At 43.9% G+C, this 23,203-nt stretch carries 18 protein-coding genes; 14 read left to right on the top strand and 4 right to left on the bottom strand.

The window, feature by feature from the left end:
- The first annotated feature begins 278 nt into the window (after positions 1-278).
- Positions 279-2,567: a TonB-dependent receptor gene (locus I3257_RS07740; protein ID WP_238049319.1), complete on the top strand. Its 2,289-nt coding sequence runs from the start codon at positions 279-281 to the stop codon at positions 2,565-2,567.
- Positions 2,568-2,679: 112 nt separating this feature from the next.
- Entirely contained in the window at positions 2,680-4,392 is a 1,713-nt protein-coding gene (locus I3257_RS07735) for a multidrug ABC transporter permease/ATP-binding protein (protein ID WP_238049318.1), read from the top strand.
- A 116-nt stretch (positions 4,393-4,508) separates the two neighbouring features.
- Here I3257_RS07735 and I3257_RS07730 read toward each other — a convergent pair whose 3' ends face one another.
- Positions 4,509-6,011 carry a PepSY domain-containing protein gene (locus I3257_RS07730; protein WP_238049317.1) on the bottom strand — a complete coding sequence of 501 codons (1,503 nt, stop codon included), beginning with the start codon at positions 6,009-6,011 and terminating at the stop codon, positions 4,509-4,511.
- A gap of 355 nt (positions 6,012-6,366) precedes the next feature.
- Between I3257_RS07730 and I3257_RS07725 the strand changes: the two genes are divergently transcribed.
- Complete coding sequence (locus I3257_RS07725; RefSeq protein WP_238049316.1) at positions 6,367-8,580, top strand: TonB-dependent siderophore receptor; 2,214 nt, start codon at positions 6,367-6,369, stop codon at positions 8,578-8,580.
- 101 nt (positions 8,581-8,681) lie between these two features.
- Positions 8,682-9,425, top strand: a complete 744-nt coding sequence (locus I3257_RS07720; protein ID WP_238049315.1) for a siderophore-interacting protein — start codon at positions 8,682-8,684, stop codon at positions 9,423-9,425.
- A gap of 193 nt (positions 9,426-9,618) precedes the next feature.
- Here the strand turns inward: I3257_RS07720 and I3257_RS07715 are convergent, their stop codons facing one another.
- Together I3257_RS07715 and I3257_RS07710 are read right to left on the bottom strand one after the other, a co-directional pair.
- The gene (locus tag I3257_RS07715) at positions 9,619-10,287 is read right to left on the bottom strand and encodes a cupin domain-containing protein (RefSeq protein WP_238049314.1); all 669 of its coding nucleotides are present in this window, start codon (positions 10,285-10,287) and stop codon (positions 9,619-9,621) included.
- A 124-nt stretch (positions 10,288-10,411) separates the two neighbouring features.
- Positions 10,412-11,275, bottom strand: coding sequence for a universal stress protein (locus I3257_RS07710; RefSeq protein ID WP_201554036.1), 864 nt, complete (start codon positions 11,273-11,275; stop codon positions 10,412-10,414).
- A 314-nt stretch (positions 11,276-11,589) separates the two neighbouring features.
- Between I3257_RS07710 and I3257_RS07705 the strand changes: the two genes are divergently transcribed.
- From I3257_RS07705 to I3257_RS07660, 10 genes are all read left to right on the top strand, one after another.
- Positions 11,590-12,123: a DUF2058 domain-containing protein gene (locus I3257_RS07705; protein WP_238049313.1), complete on the top strand. Its 534-nt coding sequence runs from the start codon at positions 11,590-11,592 to the stop codon at positions 12,121-12,123.
- Between the two features lie 377 nt (positions 12,124-12,500).
- On the top strand, positions 12,501-12,905 hold the full coding sequence (locus I3257_RS07700; RefSeq protein ID WP_055125000.1) for a hypothetical protein: 405 nt from the start codon (positions 12,501-12,503) through the stop codon (positions 12,903-12,905).
- A gap of 260 nt (positions 12,906-13,165) precedes the next feature.
- On the top strand, positions 13,166-15,352 hold the full coding sequence (locus I3257_RS07695) for a bifunctional TVP38/TMEM64 family protein/FAD-dependent oxidoreductase (protein ID WP_238049312.1): 2,187 nt from the start codon (positions 13,166-13,168) through the stop codon (positions 15,350-15,352).
- Between the two features lie 51 nt (positions 15,353-15,403).
- Positions 15,404-16,711 (top strand): ABC transporter substrate-binding protein, encoded by a 1,308-nt coding sequence (locus I3257_RS07690; RefSeq protein WP_238049311.1) that lies wholly within the window; start codon positions 15,404-15,406, stop codon positions 16,709-16,711.
- Complete coding sequence (locus tag I3257_RS07685) at positions 16,708-18,495, top strand: ABC transporter permease subunit (RefSeq protein WP_238049310.1); 1,788 nt, start codon at positions 16,708-16,710, stop codon at positions 18,493-18,495. Before I3257_RS07690 ends, I3257_RS07685 begins: the two co-directional genes overlap by 4 nt.
- Positions 18,496-18,594: 99 nt before the next feature.
- Positions 18,595-19,251, top strand: a complete 657-nt coding sequence (locus I3257_RS07680) for an ATP-binding cassette domain-containing protein (protein WP_238049309.1) — start codon at positions 18,595-18,597, stop codon at positions 19,249-19,251.
- 70 nt (positions 19,252-19,321) lie between these two features.
- The gene (locus tag I3257_RS07675; RefSeq protein ID WP_238049308.1) at positions 19,322-19,957 is read left to right on the top strand and encodes a CDP-alcohol phosphatidyltransferase family protein; all 636 of its coding nucleotides are present in this window, start codon (positions 19,322-19,324) and stop codon (positions 19,955-19,957) included.
- A 24-nt stretch (positions 19,958-19,981) separates the two neighbouring features.
- Complete coding sequence (locus tag I3257_RS07670) at positions 19,982-20,791, top strand: sterol desaturase family protein (RefSeq protein ID WP_238049307.1); 810 nt, start codon at positions 19,982-19,984, stop codon at positions 20,789-20,791.
- A 239-nt stretch (positions 20,792-21,030) separates the two neighbouring features.
- Positions 21,031-21,585: a carboxymuconolactone decarboxylase family protein gene (locus tag I3257_RS07665; RefSeq protein ID WP_238049306.1), complete on the top strand. Its 555-nt coding sequence runs from the start codon at positions 21,031-21,033 to the stop codon at positions 21,583-21,585.
- Between the two features lie 28 nt (positions 21,586-21,613).
- A complete protein-coding gene (locus I3257_RS07660) occupies positions 21,614-22,267 on the top strand; it encodes a DsbA family oxidoreductase (protein ID WP_238049305.1) in 654 nt (217 codons plus the stop codon).
- A gap of 197 nt (positions 22,268-22,464) precedes the next feature.
- Here I3257_RS07660 and I3257_RS07655 read toward each other — a convergent pair whose 3' ends face one another.
- A complete protein-coding gene (locus tag I3257_RS07655) occupies positions 22,465-23,076 on the bottom strand; it encodes a TetR/AcrR family transcriptional regulator (protein ID WP_238049304.1) in 612 nt (203 codons plus the stop codon).
- Positions 23,077-23,203 lie beyond the last annotated feature (127 nt).

The following is a 23,203-nucleotide window of genomic DNA, read 5'->3' as shown; positions in this document are numbered from 1 at the left end:
TTACAAACAGCAAGCATTTAATAAGTAGCAAACATTTAGTTATAAGCAGAAAGCATTTAGACACTTACCAACCACTTGTGCTGACTGCTAAATTGAGCGATTAGCAATCTTTGCTGCTGTCATAGCGTAACTAATCAACTTTAGACGACTTACTACTTTGCCTAACAAAAACGTACACTTAACACGATAAAAATATATTGAGATTTAATCCAGTAATATATTGTAATGAAAATGATTATCATTATAATAAGCATTTAATCTATGTGCTGGAAATATTCATGCAACTGTCTCGCTTATACTCTGCTTTATTTCGCCCTACTCTATTGAATATGTCTCGCCATCCCTTGTCATTAAAATCACTGTGCTCATCTTGTCTGTCCACATCGGTAATACTACTGGGTGCAAGCCAAGCCGCGTGGGCACAAACAGATTTAAGTGCTGACGCTCAATCCGATACCCCAAGCGTGGTACTCGATGAGATTGTCGTGACCAGTAGCGCCGACGCGTCAGCCGATGGACTGCCAGATGCCTATGAAGGTGGTCAAGTAGCGACAGGAAGCCGTGTCGGAATCTTGGGCAATCAAGACATCATGGACACGCCGTTCTCCACTACCTCATATACCAATGAGTATATCGGCAATCAACAAGCCCAAAGTGTGGGCGACCTGCTCAAAAAAGACCCAACTGTTCGTGTCGCTAGAGGCTTTGGCAACTTTCAAGAAGCGTACTTTATGCGTGGCTTTGTCACAACCTCTGATGACACCATGTATAACGGTCTATACGGCATACTGCCAAGGCAGTATATCGCAACGGAATTGTTCGAGCGTGTTGAGGTTCAGCGCGGGGCATCCGCCATGCTCAATGGCGCAGCACCCAGTGGTGGTAACGCCGGTGGTACGATTAACCTGCTGCCCAAACGAGCTGGCAATGACCCGCTACGTAAGGTGACACTCGGTTATGGTCAGGGCGATCAAGGCAAAGTTGCCGTAGACGTCAGTGATCGCTTTGGTACTGATGATGCGTTTGGCGTTCGCTTTAATGCCGCTTATCAAGATGGCGACAGCGCGATTGATGATGAATCTTCAACACTGAGTCTGGCAGCGTTAGGATTAGATTATAGAGGCGATCAGTATCGACTATCAGCTGATTTGGGCTGGCAAGACAACAAACTCAAAGAGACCCGTCCTAGTGTCACACTTGCTGGTGTTTCTAGAGTACCAAAAGCACCAGACGGCTCAAAGAATTGGGCGCAGCCTTGGACGTATTCAGATGAAGAAGATGTCTTTGGTACCATTCGAGGAGAATATGATTTTACTGATAATATTACCGCTTATGGTGCTTACGGTGTGCGAAGTGGTGAGGAAGAAAACTCACTGGCCAATCTAACCGTCAACAATGTTGATGGTGCAGGTACGTTTTATCGCTTTGATAACTCTAGAAAAGATTTGGTACAAAGTGCTGAGCTCGGTCTGCGTGGTAAATGGCAAACAGGTGAAGTGGCTCATAATTGGGTACTAGCAGCGGATCTCTATGACCAAGAAGAAAAAGGGGCCTTCGCCTATGATTTTGGTAATCAACCCGTGACCAATTTGTACCATCCCACCGACTACGCTGAGGTACCTTTTACAAGCACAACAACCTTTGGTGGCAACTTAGACAATCCAAAATTGACCAATGAGAAGCAATTCCAGAGCTTTGCGCTAGCCGACACCATATCATTGTTCGATGACAAGTTAAAAACTACTTTAGGTGTGCGTCATCAGAATCTAAAAACCACCAGCTATAATCCTAATACTCAAGTACAAACTGCTGATTACGATAAAAGCGAGTGGACACCAAGTATTGGTATTGTCTATCAACCGAGCATGGACTGGTCTGTTTATGGTAACTATATCGAAAGCCTAGCGCCAGGTGCAAGGGCACCTCTGACTAATAATGGTGGTGCTGTCACCAATGGTGGTCAAAATTTAGACCCTTATGTGAGTGAGCAAACTGAAGTTGGCGTTAAGTATGACAATGGTTTGATTGGCAGTAGTTTGGCAATATTCCGCACTAATGAGCCGCGTGCTTATTTCAATGACGCCAATACGTTTACCGCTGCTGGAGAAAATCGACATCAAGGGGTGGAATTGACTGTATTTGGTAGCCCAAGCGAAAACATGCGCTTCAATGCTGGTGTTACTTACTTAAATGCTGAGCAAAAAGACACGGGCGATGTGACGTTCGACGGCAACCGAGTCATCGGACTGCCCACACTACAAAGCAACGTCAACCTAGAATATGATTTAGCAGCAGTTGAAGGATTGACGGTGACCGGTGATATCATTCACACAGGCGCACGTTATGCCGATGCCGCCAACAGCTTAAAAGTTGACGGTTATACCACGCTAGATCTAGGTGCTCGCTACAAAACCATGCTCGCTGGACAAGACGTGACGCTAAAAGGAGTAGTTACTAATATTACTGGTGAAGACTATTGGCAATCAGTGGGTGGTTATGCGGGTGCTGGGTATTTAAATGCCGGTGAGCCTACTGCCCTAAAAGTATCAGCGACTTTCGACTTTTAAGACATGCAGATTAAACCACGTTTATAAGACTTAAATAAAAGGGATTAGGCACAACCTACTCCCTTTTATGCCATCAAAAATACGCAAAAAACCATTCTATTATTGAGCCATTATGTCCTCTCACGCCACCGTTTCTTTATATCAGATGATTTGGGCACACTATCGCCTGCCCTTTCTTAAAGTTATTTTCCTTAATTTGGTGAATGCGGCGGTCAGTGTGGGCATCATTGCCTATATCAATCACACCTTTATCAGTCAGCCTGTTTTTAATACCTTATCGTGGGCGAGCTTGGGTCAATTTTCAGCTTTGGTGGTGCTGCTGTTAGTCACGACCTTCGCATCACAATATGCACTGACTCGTTTGGGGCATCAGTTCGTCTACGAGCTTAGAACCAAGCTGGTCAAACAAATCATCGACACTAAAGTTCCGCAAATAGATCATTTGGGTAGCGCACGATTACTCGCCAGCCTGTCCTCAGACATCCAATCAATTACCGTCGCCTTTGTGCGTATGCCAGAGCTGGTGCAAGGCGTTATTTTATCGGTTGGTGTCGCCCTTTATTTAGGCTGGTTGTCGCTGCCATTATTATTGATTGTCATGTTTTGGATTGCGATGACGATTTGGATAAGCACCATTTTAGTGAAGCATGTCTATACTCATTTAAGAGAGCTCAGAGAGATCAATGATCTTTTATATGAGGACTATCAATCCATTATAGATGGTCGCAAAGAGCTGGCGCTTAATCAACACCGCGCTGAAAAACTCTATAAAAATGATTTCTTAAATCATGCCAAGTCTTATCAACATCGAGTGATTAAATCGGATACATATCATTTATCCGCCGTGAATTGGTCGAATATTATGATGTTCGCAGCCATTGGTGTGGTGTTTGCCGTGTCAAATTATCTTGCTATTCCAATGGGTATTGCCACCACTTTCTCTTTAACCATTCTATTCATGCAATCACCCATCCTCCATGCCGTCGGCGCGTACCCGACCTTACAAACGGCACAAGTGGCGCTGGATAAAATACAATCGTTAGAATTGGCGCAGTACCAATCAACCTTTATAACGGATATTGTGGTAAACAGCTGGCAGTCCATATCATTCAATGATATTGGCTATCGTTATGCAAGTATTGATACCGATGCAAATGAGCTAGCGGTTAAAGAAAATGAGCATGCTAGCGATATCCTAAAATCGGTTAATCTGACTTTGAAACGTGGCGATGTGGTGTTTTTAATCGGGGCAAATGGTAGCGGCAAGTCTACGCTTGCCAAGATTATTACAGGTATTTTTACCCCTACCACGGGTGCGGTACATATCGACAGCCAGCGCGTTGATTCACAGAATAATGCCGATTATCGACAGCTTTTTTCTGCCATTTTTAGCGATCAGCATCTTTTTAAACAGCTGATTGGTAGAGAGGGACAGCAACCCGATGAAGCGCTCGTAAATACATGGCTACACAAGCTCAATTTGCAAGATAAAGTCAGCGTGACTGACAACCAATTATCGACAGACAAGCTATCACAAGGACAACGCAAGCGCTTGGCCATGCTCATTGCCGTGGCTGAACAAAAAGACATACTGCTACTCGATGAATGGGCGGCTGACCAAGATCCTGCCTTTCGCCGCGTGTTTTATCAAACACTGATACCTGAACTCAAAGCCTTGGGTAAAACGCTGTTTATCATCAGTCATGATGACGGCTATTTTGAACATGCAGATCGATTATTACTGATGAAAGAAGGCAGACTCATTGAGTTAAATGCTGAAGAACGGCAACGTGCTAGTGCCGATGCCATTGCTATGTTGGCGTAAATACTGGCTTAGTAAAAAGTTAATGGCGAACAATAAAAAATCGGGGCATCTTTTAGAAAGCTGCCCCGATTTTATTTAGATAAGAATAACTTTTTGAATGGCTCTTTTATTTAATTTTAAAATAATAGTTTCTGTAAAAACCCAACCCGTGAAATGACTAAGAAATCTAGTAATCCGATAGCGACAATCGCGATGATGGCGGTCGGGAATATGATTGCCACTACTAACAAAGGAATGGCAAACGGCCACCATATAGAAAAACTGAGACCACGCGCTGGTGGATTCAGTCCAAGCTTTTCACTGGTATGACGTGGACGGCGTTGCCACCACATGATGTAACCGCTCACACAAATAGCAATAACCGATAAGCAAAATAGGACATTGACCAGTACGCTCCACCATCCAAGCGTCCCCATATGAATAGCAATGCCTGCCGCCATAAATTTACCAAAAGCATTGTAATCATCAAATCGGATATCTGCCAAAATATTGCCCGAATAACGATCGATATGTACCGTACGATCAGCCATTGGATTTTTCATATCATAGCTCATTGAGTCTTGGCTAATCGTCCAGACGCCCGTACTACCCTGTGGCAGATTTAATTGGTAACGTCCGACAAAACCAATCTCACGGGCAAATCGATCTACGGTATCAATCATAATCGGTATATTGGACGCGATACCATCCTTGCCAGCGACAGTGCCAGATGCTGGCATTGGTGTCAACTCAAGCACCCAAGGCACATCTTTGGTACTACCCGTATTTAGTGCATCACCATGCGTGGGTGCTGTGACTGGTGTTGTTCCATGAACGTGCGGCGTGGCTTCAGCGTTATTCATATCCATACCAACATGATGTTGACTGTGATCAATAGAAAGCGGCATTGGCGCAACGCCCCATTTGCCCGCAGGAAACTGACTCCATGCCTGTACCATACGCTCGCCCCAGATGCCTGCCCATGCCATTCCTGAAATACAGAAAAACAGTAGCAACACAGATATCCAACTGCCCAATGTCGCATGAATGGTACGTATGAATGAGCGTTTTTTCTTATTATTTACAGCATCATTGGGGATAAGCATGGCCTTGAGTGATTTGCGTTTTTGCCACCACAGATACCAACCCGTTAGAATCATTAAAATCGTCAATGAGGCAGTGGTTTCTTGGATATAGTCACCGACTTTGCCCAATAGTAAATCAGCATGAATATCATTAAAGGTATAGTACAGACCACTATTAGCCGGCGTGCTTTTGACGATATCAGCCGTATAAGGATTCACCGCCACCATATTCTCATGACTGGCTGACTTAACTTGAAACAAGGCAACGGTGTCCGTATCACGAGGCGCGATATATTTCACCAGCGTGCTGTTAGGTAAAGTGTTCAACGCGTTTTTAGCTTGCGTAGAAATAGGGGCCGTCACCGCTGAATCTGGGGTGGTAATGGTGGGGCGATCATCATCACGACCTGCTATGTTAGACATCAACAGCATGCCAAGTGCGCTGCAAGCTAGGATAATTAGGAAAGGTGCTATAAACATTCCCGCATAAAAATGCCAACGCCATACCGTAAAATAGCGTTGAGTATTGGTTGATTGACTTGTATGTCTGTTCATAAATATGACCTTTAACAATCTTTGGTTGCTCAATGAACGACCTAGACCTATTAATAGTAGTAATAAATCCTGTCTGTCTGTTGATCTAAAAGTTGATTCCAAATAGACGGCTGCATCATACGAGAAAAGCCTTGTAAACACCATTGCTTATAGTCAAAAATTATCGTCATATTAAGGCGTTTCTTCAATTTTCATGTTTGCATCATAGTCATCTTAATGGCTAAAAATGAGGCTACTTCACTCGACATCTTACTAAGAACGCTTTGTTTGTAAATTTTTAATGATAATGATAATCATTAATGTTATTATTCCTTTTCTTTCGCTTTCGGCATTTGATAACTTACAAGGAAATATGATGCGTTTTATCTCAACGTCTACATCCATTCGTCAAAAACGTTTAACTCTCGCGGTGCAATTGGGATTGGCAATGGGTTTGAGCCACGCAGCTTATGCTGAGACGATGCCGAATAACATCGAAAATAGAGTTGAGAACGACGTCGATAATGATGTTGGTAATGATGAGACCGTGACACCATCGACAACCTTGGATACCATTACTGTCTATGCCGACAACTATCGTAGTACGGGCACCAAAACAGCGTTAGATCCTAATGATGCGCCCATGAGCTATACGAGAATCGATCAAGCGCTGTTACAAAAACGTCAAGCAGACAGTGTCAATTCAGCGTTACGTTATGAGCCAGGGGTGAGCACTGAGAGTCGCGGTACGGTGTCCATCTTTGATGAATACAATATTCGCGGTTTTAAAACGTACTCCAATTTTTACGATGGATTAAGACTGCCCTACGATGGGGCTTGGAATCTAATGCCGCAAGTCGATATCTACGCAACAGAAGCAGTCGAAGTGGTCAAAGGGCCAGCATCCTCACTCTATGGCTATGCATCTCCAGGTGGCATGGTCAATCAAGTCGCCAAAACCCCAAAAAGCACTCAAGCATCTGAGGTACAGTTGCGAGTGGGTAATCAAAACCTAAAAGAAGTGGCGGTCGATACGACAGGACCTATCTCAGACACGCTCAATTATCGACTGGTGGCGTTAAAACGACAAAAAGATGGGCAGATGCAGACCACAGAAGAAGAACGCACACTGATCAATCCGTCACTGCAATGGCAACCGACAAAAGATGTGTCCGTTCTTGCCAATCTGTTTTATCAGGATGATCCAGAAATGGTGCCTTCCACCCCACTGCCTGCCGTTGGCACTGTCTACCATGCCAGCTATGGCAAACTGGGCAGTGACGCCTATGCCGGCGATGAGTGGAATCACTTCAGCAAAGAAGTATTTATGCCGAGTGTCACGGTGAACTGGGACATCAATGATACGCTCACCTTTAAACACATTCTGCGCTATACCGACGCCGACGCGCAACAGCGTAATATGTACAACAGCGGGTTTGTAAGCGGTAGTGATAAGATACTAAATCGCGTGGCCTACACCACCGATGAGAGCATGAGCAACTGGACCACGGACAATCAACTTGCTTATGAGTTCAATACTGCCAACACCTCACACAATCTACTGTTCGGTGTTGAATATCAAGAGACAGACAGTAGCGCCACTTATTATGATGCTGGCGCAGATGGCACGCCAAATCTTGACTTATCCAATCCAGATTACTCACAAATCCATGCTGATACGTTGCCTTTAGAGGCTTATCGTCAAAATGAAGACATTGAACAAAGCCAGCTTGGTTTTTATGTACAAGACGAGATGAAATGGCAAGATTTGACAGTAGTAGCAGGCTTACGTCACGATAATTTTGATAGTAGTACTGAGCAAACCGAAGCCACTAAAGGCGTCATTTATAATAAAAAAACAATTAACAATGATGCGTCAGAAACCAGTGGTCGTCTCGCAGCCATTTATGACTTTGATAATGGGCTATCTCCTTATGCAAGCTACTCGCAGTCGTTTCAGCCAGTGGTCGGTAGTAACTTTATTACCAATGCGCCATTTAAGCCAACGACTGCCGATCAGCTAGAGGCTGGTGTCAAATATCTCTCTGCCAATCGCGCCACACAAGGAACATTAGCAGTATTTGATATCACTCAAAAAAACGTCGTGGTGGCTGATGAAATCAATTATAGAAGTCAAACACAAACCGGTGAAATCACCTCTAAAGGCTTTGAAGTTTCGGGCAGCCACATGCTTAATGATTGGGTAGATATTGCCGCCAGTTACAGCTATACCGATGCTGAAATTACAGAAGATGAATTCAACCCTGATGTGGTTGGCAATACCCCTGCGCAAACGGCTAAGCACAAGGCAACATTGTGGACAGATTATTATGCTTCAGACAAGCTCAGTCTCAACGCTGGCGTGCGCTATGAAGGCGGTATGCAACTTGATAAGCAAAACTCAGACGAATTACCAAGCGTGACGTTGGTAGACATTGGCGGTAATTATCAAATCAATCCGATGCTCACTGTCGGCGCGAGTGTCAACAATCTCTTTGATAAAACCTACGTTGGCGCTTGTTATGATATTAACAATTGCTGGATGGGACCTGAGCGCCAAATGTCCGTCAGCCTAAAAGCCAATTTTTAGGCAATGTAGAACTTACCATTACTAGAGAATGTCCTCAATCTGAACCAAATCTAATAAATGGGCTAAAAATATGAAACAGTTAAATAAAGGAAAGTATTAATATGGCAAAACCTACCCCAAGAATGCTAGATGTGATTGGCAGTAAATACCTCACGCCACATATGTGCCGTGTCACGCTTGGCGGTGCTGGACTGACTGATTTTCCGGCAGATCAAGAAAGCGCGTACATTAAGCTGATATTCCCTCAAGGCGATGAGGCTCGACCATTGATGCGCACCTATACCGTCAGCGTTCAACGTGATGACGAAATAGATGTCGATTTTGCGTTGCATGAGACAGAAGGCCCTGCTTCAGCATGGGCACGTAACGCTCAAGTGGGCGAGCAAATATTGGTAGGAGGCCCTGGACCAAAGAAGCTGATTAACAATGAGGCTGATTGGTTTTTATTGATCGGTGATATGACAGCGCTGCCGGCGATTACCGTCAATCTTACCCAGCTACCTGCTGACGCACGCGGCTATGCAGTCCTTGAGATTACCACTGAAGCAGATAAGCAACTACTCAAGAAGCCAGACAACGTTGACATTCGTTGGGTAATAAATGCACATCCAAATGCAGAAAGCAGCCCGTTACTTGACTGCGTCAAATCATTGACTTGGCTTGAGGAACAGCCTGCGGTTTGGGCAGCTTGCGAGTTCCATAGTATGCGCGCTCTACGCCATTATTTTAAGGTAGATCGCCCAATACCAAAAACGTATTTGTACATATCTAGCTATTGGAAAGTCGATAGTACAGAAGACCAGCATAAAATTGTCAAACGAGAGGATGCCCAAAGTATAGAATGATAAGCAATGACGTTTTGTATTTTTGAACTGTTTTGAAAGCGGTTTGAGTAATGATTGATAAATTTTGTGTTACTAATCATTACTCCACTTCTTATCTACTTTTGTTGGCTAAATAAAAGTATAGTGGCAAAATATAGTGACATTGTAGAATATGAGCAGCTGGTGAGCTGCTCATAAAATGTGATCACTACCCTTACAACCCTATCACTTGCATTAAATGCCCTGTCTTGAGATACACCGTAGCTCCTTCAGATCCTGCCTGTATTTGCGCATGCTTACCTGCTGGCAGACGTATCCAGCCGCCGCGCTGATAAACTTGACCCTCATCTATCAACTCGCCTTCTAACACCAGTATTTCTGCACCGCCACAGACTGCCTCATTAAACAGTAACTCGCCTGCCTTGATACGCTGCAAACTCACTTGCTCATTATCACCTGAGAATAGAGGACAAACATCACGACTGCCCTGCTGTTGCCAATGAGCCTTATCTTTAGTATCGATAGCCACATAATGAGGTTCATCAACTGGCATTTGACGTAGCTTGACGAAAATCACTGCGCCTTCATCACTATAAGGCTTGTGTCCTGAGGTCGGTGGATTGCGCAAATACCAACCTGCTGGGTAATGTTTGTCATCTGCAGAAAAAGTACCTGACAATACTAAAATCTCTTCACCACCCGGATGTAGATGATGCGGAAAATAAGAATTGGGCGCATAGCGTACAAGGCTAGTGGCACGTGCTTTTTCTGCACCCACACGGTCAAGCATCACGCGCTCTACCCCATTTTGTGGTGACTTAATCCACTGGTGTTGCTCAGGTGTAAGGGCAGCGCGGCGAGTAAAGTCTGCATGAATAAGCATAAACCATGTCCAAAAATAGTATGATGAGATGATCCTTTAGCAAACGTCAGATATGCTCACTGAACGTCATCGACAGCTAAAGGCGCAATGATTGCACCTCACTATTATAAACCTTACCGAGTTTTCAACGTACTAAAATTACAGGAGATAGCGTGCTGGCGATAATTTCTGTCGTGGTACTACCAAGGAATAATTGTTGCAATTTCGAATGTCCATAAGCACCCACCACCATCATATCAATGTTGTTTTCTACCTGAAACCTTAACAAGCCGTCGACGGCATCGGAGGCAGATAAATGATGTGCCGCTACGCTAAAACCTGCGTCCTCCAATTGTGCCGCTGCGGCGCTTAAGCTTTGTTTTGACGCGTCGTTATGATTGCCTATCATGACGATATGCCCTTGTAAACCTTTTAACACAGGACTCCTCGCAACCATCCATGCTGCTTTAATAGCGGTTTTGCTACCATCAAAAGCTATCATATATGAGCTGGGTTCTTTGAACGTCTCTGAGCAAATCAATATAGGAACGTCAGATGCGCGGGCAACGGTTTCGATTTGGCTACCGATATTAATACGGCTGCTTTTGTGATCTTCACCTCGGCGTCCCATGACGATGGCACGATTTTCTGCTTTAAAATGCTCAATGGCTGGTAACAGCTTGCCGCGACGTTGGTAAATACGAATATCGACCTGAGTAAAGTTACCTTGGATATGGCTTTTTGCGTCTTGTACCAAAGCATTGCTATAACTGTTCACCACCTTCGCTCTTTGCTCGTCTAACTGTGTCAATTCCTCCAATAGAAACTGGCGGCTATTGACTCCTATTGCGCCTGACAAATCGCGTCTGGTCGAGGCTGGAACCTCACTCACATGCAACAACGCTACAGGTAAATTTAACTTACTGGCATACCATGCTGCATAGTCACAAACCGATTCAGTCACTGCCGAGCCGTCTATACAGGCTAAAATGTGCTGTGATGTTGTCATATTCCGTCCTTAAATTTAACGATTTAATCCTATACAGCTTTCTATAACCATTATAAATATGGTCACCGAAAAACATAGTTACCAAAGAACATGGTTACCAAAAAACATGGTTACCAAAAAATATAACGGCAAAAAAAGCGTATCCACTGCCTTGATAATAACCAATTTAAATGGCTTCAGCCAGCGATGTGTGTCCACTTCTACCATAATTAAAAAAAGTCTTGTTATCGTCTAACAACATGCCGTAGCGAATTTTGCTACAATGGTTTTTTTAGCATTTATGATTTAAGTATCCTTATCTAGGTGATGGAATTATGGCAAAAAATGCCCTACAGGCTCAGTTATTAAAAGCGGGATTGGTGGATAGCAAAAAAGCCAAGAAAATCAGCAAGCAGACTCAGCATGCCAAGCGTACTGGTGACTCAGAAAGCATGGAAGCGAAAAAAGCGTTGGCAGAAGCCCAAGCGAAAAAACTAGAGAAAGATCAAAAGCTCAATCAAGAAAAGCAACGTATTTTAGAAGCGAAGATGCTCAAGGCTAATATCGTACAGATGATTAAGCAGCATCAGATTGCCGATACCAATGGCGATGTCAATTATCAATTTGTCGATAATGCTAAGGTTAAAAAAATCTTTGTCACTCAAAAACTATATGACCAAATCGTCGCCGGTCATGTGGTGATTGCACGCTTAGAAGAAGGCTACGCACTCCTTCCTCGTCCGTTGGCAGATCGCATCGATGCAAAAATGGAGGGCTTCATGGTCGTGTCTAACGATACATCAGAAGAAGTGCTGGCAGAAGATGATCCTTATGCCGCCTATGTGATTCCAGACGACTTGATGTGGTAACCGCTTAATTTCATCATACTTATGATGCAGGTCAAAAGCCTTTCATGGACTGAAATAGTCCATGAAAGGCTTTTTATTGTACGAAAAGCGACCACCTTTAACCAAGCATTGCTGCTTTGGTTGAAAAACGTAACGATGCTCTGGAACAGTAGCATGCTTGAGGCTACGAACTTGAACAACCATTCAATAACAACTACAATGCGGTTTATTGACCTACTCAGTGGTAATATTTTGTCTAATTTTGAGTAATCACTCAAAATAAATACTTTATTCATGCTTACTGCCTGACAATAGTAGTCATTGCCATATATGTCATTGATTAGACTTACCAAGCTCTTTTGCACTCACTTTTAACGCTTATTAAGAAGAAATAACTTATGCCAAAACATCTCCCTCTTTCACTGTTATTGCTTCGACTGGGTATTTTCATTGTTTTTTTAGTCTGGACTTTAGATAAGCTGATTAATCCTGATCATGCCGCAGGCGTCTTTTCTAGTTTTTATGGTTTTGAAAGTATAGGCGACACCGTGTTTTATGTCATTGGCGCGGCTCAATTCATCCTCATTCTGTTGTTTGTCACAGGATTATTCAAAACTTGGACTTACGGCATTATCTTGCTACTTCATGCGATTTCAACGTTCTCAACCTTTGGCTTATATCTCAAGCCTTTTGATAACTTGTTGTTCTTTGCAGCATGGCCGATGTTGGCTGCGTGTTTGGCGCTTTTCTTAATGAGAGATTGGGATACCTTAACCTTGGGCAAAAAAGTTTCTTTAGCCTAAATATCAGTCATATTTATCGTTAGATTGGGCTGGGTTGAACATGCAAAAATATAAATACTAGCCTCCGAAACTCAAGCTCTATACTATGAAGACTATTGAGTTAGCTGTTTTATTGTATATAAATGCACAAACCATGCAAAAAACTTAACGCAATTATCGTTACCACTAACTTGTCATTACCACTAACATGGTCAAGGTTCTTAATCATAAAAGAATGACGATGACTTTAGCCTTCGCTCTACTACTTAGCCGGATATTTTATGATTAAAAGAATATTGTTAATACTGTTAATATTAATATTAGCAGCAAGCTTTTTCTACTTTGACCTCAATCAATTACTGACGCTTGACGGCTTAAAAGGCTCAATGGCACAATTTAACGACTATAAAATGCAATCACCACTATTGATTATCGGTGGATTCTTTTTACTTTATATCGTCGTCACCGCCCTATCCTTACCGGGTGCCGCTATTTTAACCTTGGCAGCTGGCGCATTATTTGGTTTATGGCAAGGCTTATTGGTCGCCTCATTTGCCTCCAGTATTGGTGCGACACTCGCCTTTTTAACCTCACGTTATTTACTGCGTGATACGATTAAACAGCGCTTTCCTGAGCGCTTAGCAGCCCTTGATGCTGGCGTCGAAAAAGAAGGCGGATTTTACTTATTTACCCTGCGCTTAGTGCCGATATTTCCGTTCTTTTTGATTAATTTACTCATGGGTGTCACCGCGATTAAAGCGAGGACATTCTACTGGGTAAGCCAAATCGGTATGCTCGCGGGTACTTTTGTATTCGTTAATGCTGGTACGCAATTGGCGCAAATTGACAGTTTGTCGGGGATTTTATCGTTTAATTTAATCGTCTCATTTGCGTTGTTAGGTTTTTTCCCATTAATCGCAAAAGGCATATTAAATATGCTAAAAAAACGCCGCGTCTATAAAAACTATAGCAAACCTAAAAAATTCGACCGGAACATGATCGTGATTGGCGCAGGTGCTGGCGGGCTAGTCACTAGCTATATCGCGGCGACCGTCCGAGCAAAAGTAACCTTAATCGAAGCGGGCGAGATGGGCGGTGACTGCTTAAACTATGGCTGTGTACCCAGTAAAGCCCTCATCAAAAGCGCAAAAGTGGCAGAACAAATGCGCCATGCTGAGCGTTACGGCTTAGAAAATACCCCACCAGAATTTTCATTTAAGAACGTCATGACCCGCATCCATAAAGTCATCGCTGACATCGCCCCAAATGATAGCGTCGAGCGTTATACGGACTTGGGTGTCGAAGTATTAAAAGGCTATGCCAAATTCATCGACCCGTGGACGGTAGAGATTGCGTTAAACGATGGCGGCACGCAAACACTCACCGCACGTTCCATCGTTATCGCTACTGGTGCGCGCCCATTTATCCCAGATTTGCCGGGTTTGGAAGAAACCGGCTACGTGACCAGCGACACCATATGGAATAAATTTACCGAATTAGAAGCAGCACCGAAAAAGCTGGTGGTCCTTGGTGGTGGGCCAATCGGCTCTGAGCTGGCGCAAGCATTTGCACGCTTAGGCTCCGATGTGACCCAGATCGAAAGAGGCGCGCGTCTCATGAAAAAAGAAGACGTGGAAGTCTCTGAATTTGCACAGAAAGTCCTCGTTGAGAGCGGCGTGAATGTCTTAACCTCGCATCAAGCGATTCGTTGTGAAGCGCGCGATGGTAAAAAGTTCATTATCGTTGAAGCGCAAGGCAGCAGTACCGTTAAGCAAGACCGTCAAAACAAGCAAGAAATCGCTATTGAATATGACGAATTGCTTTGTGCCGTTGGACGTAGTGCCCGCTTAGAAGGTTATGGTCTTGAAGATTTGGGCATCGAAACGGAGCGTACCATCGAGACGGATGACTATTTAGAAACCCTCTATCCCAATATCTACGCGGCAGGTGATGTCGTTGGCCCTTATCAATTTACTCATGTGGCTTCCCATCAGGCATGGTACGCTGCCGTAAATGGTTTGTTTGGACATTTAAAGAAGTTTAAAGTAGATTACCGTGTGATTCCGTGGACAACCTTTATCGATCCAGAAGTCGCACGCGTGGGCTTAAATGAGCAAGAAGCTATCGAAAAAGGTATCGATTTTGAAATTACCCGCTACGACTTTAAAGATTTAGATCGCGCGGTGACGGAAAGTGCCAATCATGGTTTTATCAAAGTCATTACCCCTAAAGGCAAAGATAAAATACTTGGCGTGACCATTGTCGCTGAACATGCTGGGGATTTAATGCCAGAATTCATACTGGCGATGAAGCACGGTTTAGGGCTGAACAAAATACTCGGCACCATTCATATGTACCCGACATGGGCAGAGGCTAACAAATACGCGGCTGGTGAATGGAAACGCAATCATGCGCCCGAAACGATATTAAACTGGCTTGAGAAATACCATACATGGCGTCGAGGTTAGGTGGGTTTTTATTCACTGCGCTAAAAACATATCATCATAACGGAAACTTAAATGTACGTTATCAAATCTCTGCCCGCTTTGACCACGTTAAAAAACCTAAGCCGCTATAGCACCTATGCTATGGTGCTTAGCATTTGTGCTGGTATATCAGCAAGCACTGCCTCACCCACTACTGGTAACCTTAATCAAAATTTATCATCTTGGCAGCAAATAGAGGCGCAAGGTAGCAATCAAGACGTCTACTTTTATGCATGGGGCGGTGATCCACAGATCAACGCCTATCTACAGTGGGCTGCCAAGCAAGTCGATGATAAATATAATATTAATTTAGTCCATGTGAAATTGAGCGACACCAGTGAAGCCGTCAGTCGTGTACTTGCAGAAAAGTCCGCCAACAACAATGATAAAGGCAGCGTGGATCTCATCTGGATAAATGGCGCCAACTTTGCCACCATGAGTGAGAATTCATTATTACTGAAACAATGGGCAAATAAGCTGCCTAACTTTGCGTTGACTGATCCAGAGAACAACCCTGCCGTTAACTTTGATTTTGGTGTGCCGACCAATGGTATGGAAGCGCCATGGGGTCAAGCCTCACTAACCTTTTATTACGACAGCTTATCAACTGACAAGCCACCAACCACTTTAAATGAGCTGGTCAATTGGACGGCGCAAAATCCTGGACGCTTTAGTTATCCAAAGCCGCCTGACTTTTTAGGCATGAGCTTTTTAAAATACGCCTTAGTCATGCTGCACGAGCAAAATGATGCTAAGACAGGCAAAAATATTAAGGCACAGCTCAACCTGCCAGCCACTGAGCAAAATACAGATATGGTATTAGCCCCTTTATGGGCATTTTTAGATGACTTACATCCCACTCTATGGCGTAAGGGTGAGCAATTTGTGCAAACGGGCGCGCACATGCGGCGTTTGGTCGATGATACCGAGCTTAGCTTGGCCTTTACTTTTTCTGCACCTGAAGTGCCCGCGGCCGTGCAGCGGTATGATTTACCCGAGAGCATTCGTAGCTATGCGATGAGCGATGGCAGTTTGAGTAACACTCATTTTGTGGCCATTCCTTATAACGCCAGCCATCCGCAAGCCGCGCAGCTAGTTGCAAACTTTTTAATGAGTCCAGAAGCACAGGCAAAAAAGCAAACGCCTGCGGTATGGGGTGATAAAACGGTACTCATTCCATCTACGCTCAGCCCCGAGCAACAAGCGCTATTTAAAGACAGTAAACCGCACCCTAGCACCCTACCCTTTGATAGCATCAAACGTACCGTGAGTGAACCACATCCAAGCTGGGTCGATGCTATCAAGCAAGGCTGGCAAACACGCTATGGGGTCAGCCCATGAGCAAAAATACTAATAATAAAACGGCAAAAGAAAAAGTTCATTCTGCAACAATTACTGGCATAACCGCGCCTTATAAAACAGATTTATTTACGCGTATCGTCTCCTTGAGTCCGACATTTTTACTGCTGCTACTGATATTACCGGTACTCGGTGGTTTGGTTTGCGTGCTGTTGCCTGCCTTTAGCTGGGTACCTGCACTTGAGAAAACGACTGTTAATCTACAAGGATTCCAAGACCTCTGGCAGACGCCTGGTCTTACTCAAATGGTCGCTTTAAGCATCGCTACTGGATTAATCAGCACGCTATTCGCTTTTGTCATGACCTTAATGATTTTGGCGGCGTTTTTTAATAGTGTTTGGCTGACCCGTATTGAGCGTTTACTGAGTCCAATCTTGGTCATTCCTCATGCAGCAGCAGCCATTGCGGTTGGTTTTTTAATTGCGCCTTCTGGTATGTTTTCACGCTTCATTTCACCATGGCTAAGCGGCTGGGAATTGGCTCCAGACGGTATATTTCCACATGATCCCTACGGTATCAGTATTATCTTTGGTTTGACGTTGAAAGAGCTGCCATTTTTATTACTCATGGCACTAGGTGCTTTGGCACAACCAGAGCTTGGTAAAAAGCTACGTCAGCAGTATAAGGTCGCGTTAAATCTCGGCTATTACCCCATTACTGCCTTTTTTAAAGCGGTACTGCCTGTCCTCTATCCTTTTTTACGTTTGCCTATCTTAGCCGTGCTCGCCTATGCCAGTGCCAGCATAGAGATGCCATTGATATTGGGTCCGAACACGCCGCCAACACTGGCGGTCACTATCATGCAATGGTTTAACGATGTTGATTTAAACTTACGCATAAAAGCCTCGGCAGGCGCGTTATTACAGCTGGCTTTGACGGGTGGTTTAATCGGCTTGTGGCTAGGCGCTGAGAGAGCGATAAAAACTTGCTTTAATGGCACCTTGATAAACGGCAAGCGCAACTATGCCGATGCACTGTGGCAAAAAATCACGGCAGCGTTGACCACTGTGGTGATTGGCTTTATCTTGCTGGCGCTCATTGGTCTGTTAATGTGGTCAGTAGCTGGTTTCTGGCGCTTTCCAGCCGTCTTGCCAGAGCAGTTGGTGTTATTGCATTTTCAAAACGCCTTTACACAAATGGGTACTCCGTTATTTAATACCGTTACTATCGGTATCGTGAGTACGATATTTGCCATTGTGCTGACTTTGTTGTGTTTAGAAGCGGAGCAATTAAATCAAAAACCACTTTCAACATTTACCAGTTTCATTATCTATTTGCCGCTGTTAGTGCCCAGCATTGCCTTTTTATTTGGTTTGGTTTGGCTACAACAACTGGTTAATAATCAAACGGCGTTTTTTAATGTGGCATTTACCCATCTGCTCTTTGTACTGCCGTATGTGTTTTTATCGCTCGCCAGCAGCTACAGGCGTCTAGACCCGCGTTTCGCTCATGTAGCCGCGAGCCTTGGTGCAACGCCTGCTAAAGTATTTTTACAGGTGAAATTACCGCAGTTGTTTGCGCCGATTTTGATTGCTATCGCTCTTGGTTTGGCGATTAGCTTTGGTCAATACTTGCCGACATTATTGGCAGGCGGCGGACGCATCGCCACTATTACCACAGAAGCGGTGACCCTTGCCAATGGTGCCAGTAGACGCACCAGTGCGGTGTATGCCATCATCCAAATGGCGCTACCGTTAATTGGTTTTATATTGGCTTGGATATTGCCCAAATATTTCTTTAAAAGTGGTAAAAATAGCAGCCGTTAAAACGTTTTTTGAAATATATTCGTTTTGAAGAGCACTGACTCTAAATAGCACTGATTTTGAAAAACAACTCACTATAAAAACGCAGATAAAGGGCTCTTGATGCAATCCTCTTTACAGATAAAAAACTTGCAGTTATATCGACAAGGCGAGCTATTACTGAGCCTAGATGAGCAGATTGCTGGTGGTGAAATATTGACTGTCATGGGCCCATCTGGTAGTGGCAAATCAAGCTTATTGAACTGGCTAACAGGCACTTTACCAAATGGTTTTACCGCTATTGGTGAGGTCTGGTTAAATGATGAAAAGGTAAGCCATCTGCCGACGCACCTGCGTCATATTGGGGTACTGTATCAAGATGCGCTACTGTTCTCGCATTTATCGGTCGCCGGTAATATTGCTTTTGCGATGCCTCAAGACAATAAGAATAGCGCTGAGAAGCTCAATAAAAAACAGCGCCGTGAAAAAATAGAGCAGGCACTTGAACAAGTTGGTCTAGCAGGTATGGGAAATCGCCATCCTGACAATTTATCAGGCGGACAACAAGCACGCGTGGCGCTGCTGCGAACTTTGCTCAGCGCACCAAAAGCGATACTACTCGATGAGCCTTTTAGCAAGCTTGATACCCAACTTCGAGTAGATACGCGGCAACTGGTGTTTGAGCAAATCCGCACTCATAAACTTCCCGCCATCATGGTCACGCACGATTATAGCGATGCTGAGGCCGCAAACGGTAAAGTTATTCATTTAGACCTGTAGTTTTAGGCTTATACTTTTAGACTTGTAGCTCTAGATCTAAACATCAAAGCGAAATCCAAAAGGTAAGCGCATGCTAGATAAATTTATTACGCCCATGATTAAGCCGATACTAAGCCCTGTCGTCGTTGTCTTGCACAAACGCGGTATTACGGCTGATCAACTCACGGTGGCAGGCTTTTTAATCGGTATGTTAGCCTTGCCGTTACTCGCATTTGAGCTTTGGTATGGCGCACTGGCAGTCATTGCATTGAATCGTATTTTTGATGGTCTCGATGGCGCTTTAGCCCGTTATGCAAAGCAAAGCTCTAGCGCAGGCGGCTATTTAGATATTACGCTCGACTTTCTCTTTTATGCAGCAGTTCCGCTGGGATTCATCTTGGCGAATCCTGAGCAGAATGCCATTGCTGGCGCCTTATTACTCGCCACCTTTATTGGCACAGGCTCTAGCTTTTTAGCGTTTGCCATTGCTGCGGAAAAGTTTACACTGGATAAACCACAGTTTAAATATAAAAGCTTTTATTATTTAAACGGTTTGACTGAGGGCACCGAAACCATTGCGCTGTTTGTTGCTTTTTGCCTGTGGCCACAGCACTTTGTATTACTTGCCAGCATTTTTGCCACTGCCTGCGCGATTACGATTTTTACCCGTATCCATGGCGGCTACCATACCCTTAAACAGCTAGAAATAGATAAAAACAGTATATAAATAGAATAAGTTAAGAGGCAGCTAATGACTAACGAAGTATGGTGGCGGCTTGGGTTCTTTTTAAGCATTTTAGTGATTATGATGCTGATAGAATGGCGCATGCCTGCACGTCAAGCACCGATCAAAAGCAGCAAACGCTGGTTCGCTAACTTTGGCTTGGTTTTTATCTCGTCAGTTATTGCTCGTCTAGCGGTGCCTGTCGGTCTAACGGCTGTGGCGCTGTATAATCAGCAGCATGGCATTGGTCTATTTAATATCATCAATTTGCCAAGTATCCTAGTCATCATACTAAGCTTGATATTGCTCGACATCATCATTTACTGGCAGCATCGATTATTTCACCGCGTGCCTATGCTATGGCGTTTACATAAAGTCCATCACGCTGATGCACATGTCGATGCCAGTACAGGGCTTAGATTTCATCCCATTGAAATCGTTTTAAGCATTCTAGTAAAGCTCGTTGCCGTCAGCTTATTGGGTGTTCCTGCCATCGCCGTATTGATATTTGAGATTGCGTTAAATGGCTTAGCAATATTTAACCATACCAATATTCGCCTGCCACCTGCGCTTGAAAAACCGCTGCGCTTAATATTAATGACCCAGATTTTGCACCGTATTCACCACAGTCAACGCGTCAGTGAGACCAACTCAAACTATGGCTTTAGTGTCATCTGGTGGGATTGGATTTTTGGTAGTTATAAGGGTAAAGCAAAGCAGTCTGATAATGAGCTAGATATTGGACTAAAAGAATACCCAGCAGCCAAACAAAATGCCTCGCTATGGGGATTGTTAACAATGCCATTTAGCAATGACTTGGTTAAGAAAAACAAATAACTGTCGCGATGCCGTCTAGCTTTGAATGTAAGTCAAAGTTACAAACAACTTGAGCATTCACTCAAATATTATTTGAACGATTGCTCAAAATGGATTATAGTGGCTGCAGTTGTTGAGCGACTCACAAAAATCTCACTTATAAAATTGAGCAATCACTCAACTACATAATAAATTTTCAAGCCGCTTATACACACTTACTTTTACAACAATTCACTAATAATTCTCATAAGGATTTTCACATGACTGAACTTACCCTACACAACAAAGACACAGCCCCAGCAGAAAGCAAAGATTTGCTTGATTTATCTATCAAAGCATTTGGCATGGTACCTAATCTACATGCCGTCATGGCTGAAGCGCCTGGCTTGCTCGAAGGCTACCAACAGCTACATCAACTGTTTTTAGACAGCAGTTTTGATGATGAGGAAGTCACGGTCGTATGGCAAACCATCAACGTAGAGCATGAGTGCCATTACTGTGTACCCGCTCATACTGGTATCGCAAAAAGCATGAAAGTAGACGACGCCATTACTGATGCATTACGTAATGAGACACCACTACCAACTCCAAAACTAGAAGCATTACGCGACTTTACGCTATCGGTCGTTCGTGATCGTGGTAATGTAAATGATGACGCAGTGCAAGCATTCTTAGATGCAGGCTTTACTAAACGTCAGATTTTGGAAGTGGTTCTTGCAGCGGCTCAAAAAGTGATGAGTAACTACACTAACCATTTGGCCAACACGCCAATCGACAAGCCTTTCCAAAAGTTTGAATGGCATAAAGCTGTCTAATTATATAAGAACCACATAAGGAGCCACTATGAGTAATTTAAAAAAGCCATTACGAATAGATATCGTGTCGGACGTGGTCTGCCCTTGGTGCGCTATCGGCTATAGTCAACTAGCCGAGGCATTAAAACAAACCAACACTCCACACGAGATTCACTGGCATCCATTTGAGTTAAATCCTAATACACCGCACGAAGGACGAAACTATCGTGAGCATATCATGGAGAAGTACGGTACGACTGCTGAAGACATTCAAGAGAACCGAGCTAGAATGACCGAAGCAGGTGCTGAAGCTGGATTTAATTTTCAGTTTACCGATGACTTTCGTACTTACAATACTTTTAATGCGCATCAGTTGCTGCATTGGGCCGATCAACAAGGGCGTATGCACGAGCTAAAGCAAGCATTGTTCGTCGCACACTTCGTCGATAATCAAAATATATCAGATTATAGTGTGCTTGCCGATGTTGCGGCCGATGTTGGACTGGATCGTAGCGAAGCACTGGCGATCTTAGAAGACCAGCAATTTGCTGCAGCGGTAGAAAAAGAAAAGCAGCATTGGCAGCAACAAGGCATTCAAAGTGTGCCATCTATGGTTTTCAATGAGCGTCATTTAATTAGCGGTGCTCAAGGTGTTGAGAATTATAAAAGCATATTGCAGCAGTTGGCTGACATGCCAGACTAAACCATCTGTTGATGGTTGAGTTTTCAAGACTAAGGGTTTTAGAGTTACTATATAGTCTCGGGCTATACAGTAACTCTAAAACCCTTTTTTCATACCAAAAATATCTTAGCAATCAGCCTTACTTAATCGGCAATAACCCTTTAGCAGCATCGGCAATAACCCTTTAGCAGTGCTTATTTGCAAATGGTCAACATGCACTACTCGCCAACAGGTTTATCAATACGCAGCGCTTCTATAGAGAGCGCCATATCTTCAGCCAACGCTTGCACCGCTGCACTCTCGACATCACGCTGCGCAAAAGCACGCAGCCCCATGATTTCCGCCTGTAGTCGTCGTCCAAGTCTAGTCGCGTCGAGCTCAGTATCCAATTCACCCAGCCGCTGTGCTTCGGTAAAGTAATTTATAAAACGCAGCTCCATACCTGCCAGCAGCATTTCAACTTTTTGTAGCGCTGTCTGCTCACGAGCACCAAGCTCCAGTAAACTTTTGACTAACATACAAGCCTGACTCGGCAGCCCTTTATCACGAATACCGCCCAGCTGACGCACGAAAGCGGCTAACCCCAACAGCGGCGATTGATAAGCGCCCATTACCCGCTCAAGCTCACTCAAACCTAGGCGAGCATAGTAGTCTAACGCTTCTTGAAATAATCCATCTTTACTGCCAAACGCAGCATAAATGCTTCCTGGACGCATATCGAGCGCCTCTTCTATGTCTTTTAACGAAGTAGCATGAAAGCCTTTTTGCCAAAAAAGCTGTAACGCGCGTTCTAAGGCATCCTGACGGTTATAAAGTACGGTACGTGACATAGTTTTTCCATCTCAAAAGCTGTAATCTCATATAAAAATAAGCACAGCGATAAAATTTGAATGATTGCTCAATTTTATATCGAATGGCATTCTTAGTCCAGTAAAGTTAATTTACAAAGCAAATATC

The organism is Psychrobacter sp. Ps7, assembly GCF_022129225.1.
Classification (GTDB): Bacteria; Pseudomonadota; Gammaproteobacteria; order Pseudomonadales; family Moraxellaceae; genus Psychrobacter; species Psychrobacter immobilis_A.
Note: the sequence above shows the minus strand (reverse complement) of the source record. Positions and strands in the feature narration are given on the sequence as shown.